The sequence below is a fragment of the Anaerohalosphaeraceae bacterium genome (genome assembly GCA_035378985.1).
In the GTDB taxonomy this organism is placed as follows: Bacteria; Planctomycetota; Phycisphaerae; order Sedimentisphaerales; family Anaerohalosphaeraceae; genus JAHDQI01.
Genome location: DAOSUR010000028.1, coordinates 1 through 6,878, shown reverse-complemented (window position 1 = coordinate 6,878; position 6,878 = coordinate 1). Strand labels below are relative to the sequence as shown.

General features: G+C 52.8%; 7 protein-coding genes. All 7 read right to left on the bottom strand.

The window, feature by feature from the left end; all coding sequences use genetic code 11:
• On the bottom strand, positions 1-876 hold an 876-nt coding region (locus PKY88_12760; GenBank protein ID HOQ06071.1), incomplete at its 3' end, for a S49 family peptidase.
• Positions 869-2,314 (bottom strand): phage portal protein, encoded by a 1,446-nt coding sequence (locus PKY88_12755; protein ID HOQ06070.1) that lies wholly within the window; start codon positions 2,312-2,314, stop codon positions 869-871. The genes PKY88_12760 and PKY88_12755, both read right to left, overlap by 8 nt.
• 15 nt (positions 2,315-2,329) lie before the next feature.
• Positions 2,330-2,617 (bottom strand): hypothetical protein, encoded by a 288-nt coding sequence (locus tag PKY88_12750; protein HOQ06069.1) that lies wholly within the window; start codon positions 2,615-2,617, stop codon positions 2,330-2,332.
• Between the two features lie 38 nt (positions 2,618-2,655).
• Positions 2,656-2,907, bottom strand: coding sequence for a hypothetical protein (locus tag PKY88_12745; GenBank protein ID HOQ06068.1), 252 nt, complete (start codon positions 2,905-2,907; stop codon positions 2,656-2,658).
• Between the two features lie 13 nt (positions 2,908-2,920).
• A complete protein-coding gene (locus PKY88_12740) occupies positions 2,921-4,978 on the bottom strand; it encodes a phage terminase large subunit family protein (GenBank protein ID HOQ06067.1) in 2,058 nt (685 codons plus the stop codon).
• Positions 4,953-6,056, bottom strand: a complete 1,104-nt coding sequence (locus PKY88_12735) for a hypothetical protein (protein HOQ06066.1) — start codon at positions 6,054-6,056, stop codon at positions 4,953-4,955. Before PKY88_12735 ends, PKY88_12740 begins: the two co-directional genes overlap by 26 nt.
• 306 nt (positions 6,057-6,362) lie before the next feature.
• Complete coding sequence (locus PKY88_12730) at positions 6,363-6,641, bottom strand: hypothetical protein (GenBank protein HOQ06065.1); 279 nt, start codon at positions 6,639-6,641, stop codon at positions 6,363-6,365.
• Positions 6,642-6,878 lie beyond the last annotated feature (237 nt).

Sequence of the window (6,878 nt, the reverse complement as noted above, 5' to 3'; positions counted from 1 at the left end):
CTGTCCCTCCCTCTTGGCCGCTTCCACTTTTTGATTCAATTCTTTGTCTTCCATCATTTTCTTCCTTTCGAATAAAACACCATTTCTTATCTTATCAATCAATCCGAGTTTTTTGGCCCTCGGCGCCAGCCACGTCCTTCCGTCGGCCAACTGGCGGACGGCGTTCAAGTCCAGCCCGCGTCCGCTGGCCACCGCCGCTATAAATTGTCCGGCCAGTCCATCAATGACCTCTTGGACGGATCGAATCTGCTCCTCGGTGATTTTATCGCCCCACACTCCCATTCCTTTCACAGGGCCGCTGCGGATAACCACAACTCGCACACCTTCATTGTCGGCCCGGCGAGATGCATCGTAATAAACGGAGTAGGTGCCGATGCTGCCAACCACCGCATCCGCTGCACTCTCAATCGTTCCGGCTTGTGAGGCCAAATAATAGGCCCCGCTGGCCCCAAGGGATTCTATAACGGCTCGAACCTTTTTCTTTTCCGACGCCGCCGCAATCGCCTCCGCGGTCTCCAGCGTGCCGGCGGCTATGCCGCCAGGCGAATCAATTTCCAAAACAATTTCTTTGATTTCCGGGTCGTCAGCGGCATCTAATATTTGACGACGGATTTCCTGCAAGGAGGACAGTTCTATCATTTCTGCTTTGATATAATCTTTTAAATAAGCAGGGATTCTCATCACCAAAATGCCTCGAACCATAATTCGAGCAATCCCATTTTTTTTCAAAAGCGGAGCGGCTTCTGCCGTCGGTTCTTCTGCTGCCGCCGACGAAAGAGACTCCATCTGCTCGCCGCTTAGGCCGTTTTTCAAAAGAGTTTCGAAAAAGGACTTTAAAAGATTCGGCTCACAAAACCAATAACTCCCATTAATCATTGGATTCTTGCTCCTGCATGTTTGGCATAACCTCTTCGCCTTTCATTCCTGCGAAAATCCGCCACGGCACCGGCTGGCCCGTCTGCGCCTCAACGGCCTTGGCCAGGTTAATGGCCTCGATGACTTCTCTCTGTCGCATTTTCATAATCGTTTCTCGGTCTGTGCCCAATGCTTTGCAGACCTGACTGTGCGTCATAAAGCCGCGATCTACCATACCGCCTTTGGCCTCGGCTTCTTTGAGTTGGTCAATCCAAGGGAATGTCGGCCGTATCCATTCCCAATCATAATCGTCTCTGGCCGGCAGAACTCCGTCGTCAATCCACTGCTTGATTTTCCAACTCAGCACTTCATCCAGAAAAAAATATTCCAGTAAATCCTGCCAGTCCTGAAACGTCTGATAGGCCTGCTCGAGCACGGCGCGGCTTTGACTGTAATTGCTCTGTGTCCAATCGAGCAAAACGATTTCCAACGGCAGACCCAGCGGCAGACCCAATAAACGAAGAAACATTCGGATGCTCTCGGTGAAGTTGCGGCCGGGAATGTTGCGGTCGATTCCCTGAATGGATTCGCCAGGGTTGCCGTGGAAGAAAAGCGCATAATCCAGTTCGGTCATTCGCGTCGCCATTTCCGATTGCCCGGCGGCGGAAGAGGAAGATGGGCCAGAAAGGCCTGTGCTCTCCGCATAGGCCTGTTCCGGGCCTTCTTCGCGGATAACAGCCACAGCCAGTTTGCTGAGCATCTGCCAGGCCACCGCCTCGCTGTCGCAAACATCGTTAATCCGATGCAGCATCGGAAAAGCGGCTTGAGCCGCCGGAACCCCTCGGCTGCTCGAAGGCCTGTCCAGGTTGGCGACGAACAAAAAATCTTTCGCGCGATACTTGCGGGCCGACGTTCGATCAACCTTCCCGTATTCATTGTATCGCGACACGAAGAACATCTGCGGAGTGCCGTAAAGGTCTTTGACAATTCCATCCGGATATTCGGTCGGCCCGGCAATCTGCTCGGCCTCAATAATCTGTAAGACGCCTTTAGAAGTTTTAATGACCCCGACGTCCCCGGCCAGCATGGCTTCCCGGATGACCATTTTCTCCGTCATTACGCCGCTTTGCAGATTTCGGATTTCAGGGCGCTCCCAGAACGCTCGCCACAAGCGATTCTCCACAAGGTTATTGATGTCTTCGTCCTGCGTGCGCATTTGCAGACCAAAGCCGCGGCCTACGATGTAGGCCACGGCCCGGTCTATCATCCCTTTGTAAATCGGATTGTTCCTCCAGAAGTCGCGGCTTACATCAATCAGTTTCAGCCGGTCTTTGATCAAATGCCGGTCGCCGCTGGCTCCGGAAATATAGAGGCCGTCTCGGTCGGCCAGCCGGACGGTACGATACCCCAAATACGTGTATGTCCCGCCCGAAAGTCTTTCTGTCTGAATCCGATTCATTACAGCCGACTCCTCTCAATAAACCGCTCGAGCGCGAACAAACGATGCTCGAGCGCCGCTTGCTTTTGATACAAACTTCTCCAGCCGCTGCTTTTCATCCAGGAGAGACTCGTAATCAATGGAGCGGCCCGAAATTGACCACCGAGAGGGACGCATCAAAAGCAGAAAGCGAATGGCCTCCAAGGCGGCGCTGGCCTTTTGCATATCGCCTTCCCAGCCCAAATTGTTCAGGTACTGGGCCTCCGCGTCAGCCAGCGTAGATTGACTATTCAGCGCCATACCTGCAATATGGCGCATTCTCAAAAAATCTCAATCTCTTTTTTTCCGAGAATGGAGTTTTTTTACGGCAATCCGAGAGGCGGCTTTTGAAGGCGCAAATATTCCCGCAGCGGGTAGCGATGATTGCCGGCGCCAGCGCACTTCATCCAGCGAACGATTAAAACCCCTCCAGCATCATATCGCCGCTCTGTGCCGTCAACATACATCGGCGCATTGCAGATTCGACAACGAGTGTGGCCGGAAACATATCGGTCGTAAATCCCGCACTGCTTCGCAACACTCTCCGCTTCCTTGTTGATTTTCTTTCGTGGCATCTTTAAATCCCTTTCAATATTTCCGCCGGATAGGCCGGCGCGTTTGCAAATGACGTTCTGGACAAACCTCTTTTAGGATTGTCGGACGGCGATTGATCAGGGCCGGAGGAATCCGTTCCGGCGAAGGAGCCGGACGAAGCAGAGACGGCTTGATGCTCCAGGCCACCGCCGCATTGTATCGGCGAGTGTCATGGAAATGAACATCCCCTTCGGCCCGCCAAACCCATCGCATCAGATTTTTAACGCGCAGCTGAACCTTTTTCATGGCCTGCAATTCTCGGAAATATCGGCCTTCTGTGTCTTGAAGAATTTCTCGATAGAAATAGGTCTGGCCAGGCATTCCCGGAGAATTGCTCAGCCAGCGGCTGACGAGATTGGAAAATACAGACTGGTCAATTTTTATCAGCTCCAATCCGCGGATTTGCGAAGAGCGCATTCGCCGCTTCCGGCGCATCAGCCGCTGCTGATGCACTTTGTCTAAATCAACCATCTCAATCGGCCCCTGCTGCGTGTCGATTCCCTTGAGAGGGTATGCCCACCCCAAATACCGCCCGCACCAAAGATAGACGGCATCCGTCTCGTAGCCGCTGTCCACTCCGCACCGAGCAATCGACAGCGGCGGCTGCTTGCAGGTCGGGTCTTGCCAAACAAAAGGGGCAAACAAAATTTCTTCCAGATCATCCCAGCTCGAGACAGACCCGGCCTGTATCACCCAGTTTGTCATCTCATCAGAATAGGCGGCGATTTCAAAATCTATGCGGATGTTGCGCATCTCGTCCATGTGATAATCGGCGGTCGCAATCAGCATTTTTGCCGACGACGGGATTTGCCGCCGGCCTAAGTCGGGCAAGATTCTTCGCGATAAATCTTCCTCGCGAATCTCAATCCCAATATCTTTCCACGCACGAGCACGCTGGCCTCGCTGCCACGTTCGAAGGCGGCTCAAGTCCCCGGAATCCTTTGCCTCCCAGGCCTGCACAAACTCTGCGGCCAAATCCGAGACAGGAGCAAAGGGGGGATAAAGCATCATCGCGTGCCAGGTAAAGGAATAATGCGGGCCTTCTGCCGGCGGGCCGACTATGGTTCCATCCGGAAGCATCTCCTGCCGCGGCGGCCCCAGACGGCCCTCGCTGTCTATCTCTCTGCGACGGCTGATATAAACGCCGTTTTGGTTTGATTCCCATCGGTCTTTTTCCGTCCAGGCCTTCCCGCAATGCGGACAAATATAACGCGATAACGAAGGGTCTCTCTTGTAGTCTTTCCAATCAAAGAACTTTCCAGCGGCTGGGCGGCTCAATACGATGTATTTTTCATCAGCCAAATCAACATACGTATTCAGCTCATGCCATCGTCCGCAGCCCGGCTTGACGCAAGGGACATACCAGACTTCATCCGAGCCGCTGCGCATCTCCAAATCATGCAGGTCGCCTTCATCGCCGGGGCTGGACAGGCCCAATTCCCGAGCAATCGACATGAACGTTCGCTGCCGGTCGCGGCCGAGCATAATCGGATTTTCGCCCGTGGACTCGAGAATCTCAAAAAGCGCAACCTCATCATAGATCATATTTTGAATCGAGCGGTCTGAAAGCGCTGCTGCGCTGCTGGCCCAGCCGAGATATAGAATCATATTGCCCAAATCATTCGGCTCGCCGACCGTCAAGTTTCGAATGTCTCCCTGGAGTTTCTGCATCAGGATTTTGTTTTTCTGAAAAAGCGGCCTGATTTTTGTTCGAACCCGGTCTTTGGCCAGCCCCTCCTGCGGCATTACGATTCCGGTCGGGCCAGGGTCAATCTGCAGAATGTAATTGAGCATGATGCTGGCCATTGTGCTTTTGCCGCTCTGACGACACGCCGAAATCCACACCCTCACCGGCGGATTCTCCAGCAGTTCCAGCGGTCGGCGCTGGTAGGGAACGTAATCATCTGACCACGGCCCGCTGATGCGAGAGGTTTTCTCGGGCAGAATAAAGCTGGCTCGAGTAAACTCCAAAATCCTCGGCTTCGGGGGCGGCAGCCATATACTTTCCTCCTCCGGCAGCAATGGATCAAGTTCGGGCCAAACCGCTTTCATCAGTCTTTTCCTCTGAAAAAATCTTTTTCAAAAGGCGCAGAAAATCTTCGGCCACCTCTTCCGGCAAAAGCTCATAGTAATTGACAGGCCGCTGCGCCGCGTGTGAACACAGTTTCGCAAAAGCATCTTTCAGCACCGTCTTCGCCCGCTCCGGTGTCAAGCCGGCCACGTCGAAGCTCAGCTTTTCTATGTTGGCTGCAATCCAGCCGGTTATTTGGCTGGCCGTCCATATCTTCCAGGCGATTACTTTATCAACAGGAATCAGCCGCTTCTCCAACATTTTAATTTGCAGCTCCTTCTTTTTCGCGTTCAATTTTTCTAATTCTGCAGACATCTTTTGCTGTTGTCGATTCTGCAATTGATCGAGACGCCAGCGAAGAACGGCATACAAATCAAAGGTCTTGTCTGGATTTCTCGGCATCCCCCTTGAAAGCCACAGGTACAGTGCAGGATGCGTTATGCCAAACAATTTTTCAATCTCTTTGGCCGGAAGCGCCTGAAGGTCTATTTTATTTTGCGACACCAGCCAATCTCGATAAACACAAATCGCCTTCCGCAAGTCCACCGTGCCGTCTGGATTTTTAGACAGATGCCCTTCTCGTATCCAGCGATAAACTCGTTTCAGCGGAACGCCAAGCAGGTCGGCTAAGTTTTGCGGCGACATCGGCCTGCCGTCTTCGGCAGAGCGAAACATCCCCTCGATCTGCCGCATCGCCGCTGCCGAACCTTTGGAGGCGCTGACAATTGCCGCCCGCTTTACGTTCAGGACAACATCCAGGCGAGAGCGATTCCAGACATCTGACGCTTGACGGTCTTTGTCAAGCCGGGCCTTGAGTTCATCTGCCGACAACCCCAAACGCAATGCGGCCTCTTGCAGAGTAGCCCCGGCTTTGGCCAGCCGGCCAAGGTCTCCCAAAAAACGACCGTATTCCCAGGCCTCCGCGATTTTGTCATCCGACTCAATCGCACTCGACAGCCCTTCGAACTCCACCAGCAGCCGGCTGCTCATTCCTGCTTCCAATGCCTTCGCAGACGTCCAGCCGGAGTTCGTCTGTTTTTTGATTCGTTCCCCCTTCATCTCGGCAGAATCTCAATTTTAGGAGCCGCATTTATCATAACAGCCCTTGTCTATAAAGTGGATATATAATCTCCGCAAGTAGGCGGAAACCGGCCCGCCCGACGTACCGCATACCACACTCCCCCAGGAAGGACCCGCCCGCTCCACGCTATGCCTATAGCAACGGTTGCTAATTCATCCAGGGCGGAGAAATTTCGCGAGGAGTTCCAGAGGTACCCCCCCAGGGAGAAATTGATTGTAGGGCATCCTGTGCATCGCAGCGGGTTCAGGTGATTGTCGATATAATATGTTCCGTTGATAATCTGCTCAATGACCCCTCGCAAGTGCGTCAATGGCGGCCTCAAGCGCCTTTGCTTGTTCAGACTGATAGCCCTTTATGTGCAGGACCGCCCCGTCCGGCAAGGTCAAGACCAGCTCATCGAACTGCCGCTGGTTCAGCATACTGGTCAGTTCAAGTCTGTCATAGCGAACAGACGTACATCCAGCCAAAGATGCGGCAGCAATCAGAAAAATTGCAATCTTATTGCGCAAGGGATGTCGTCTCGCATTCTTCGCGTCCAGTTGAATCGGTGTTTCTTTTGACATGGCCAAATCTCCCTTCCGATTAAAACAATTTCGACAACGAATAAAGACACAAAAAAAGCCCTGTGGTCAGGTAGTTGACCGCCGCAAAAAAATAAAGCCGGCCGCGTCGAGGAGACGACAATATGTTTGCGCCTCCTGAAACAAGGGCCATTCCTGTCCAAACACCCAGCAGCCAAATACAATTCATTTTGAATCCCTTTCCTGAAATATTATAACAAAATCTTTTAGATTGACAAT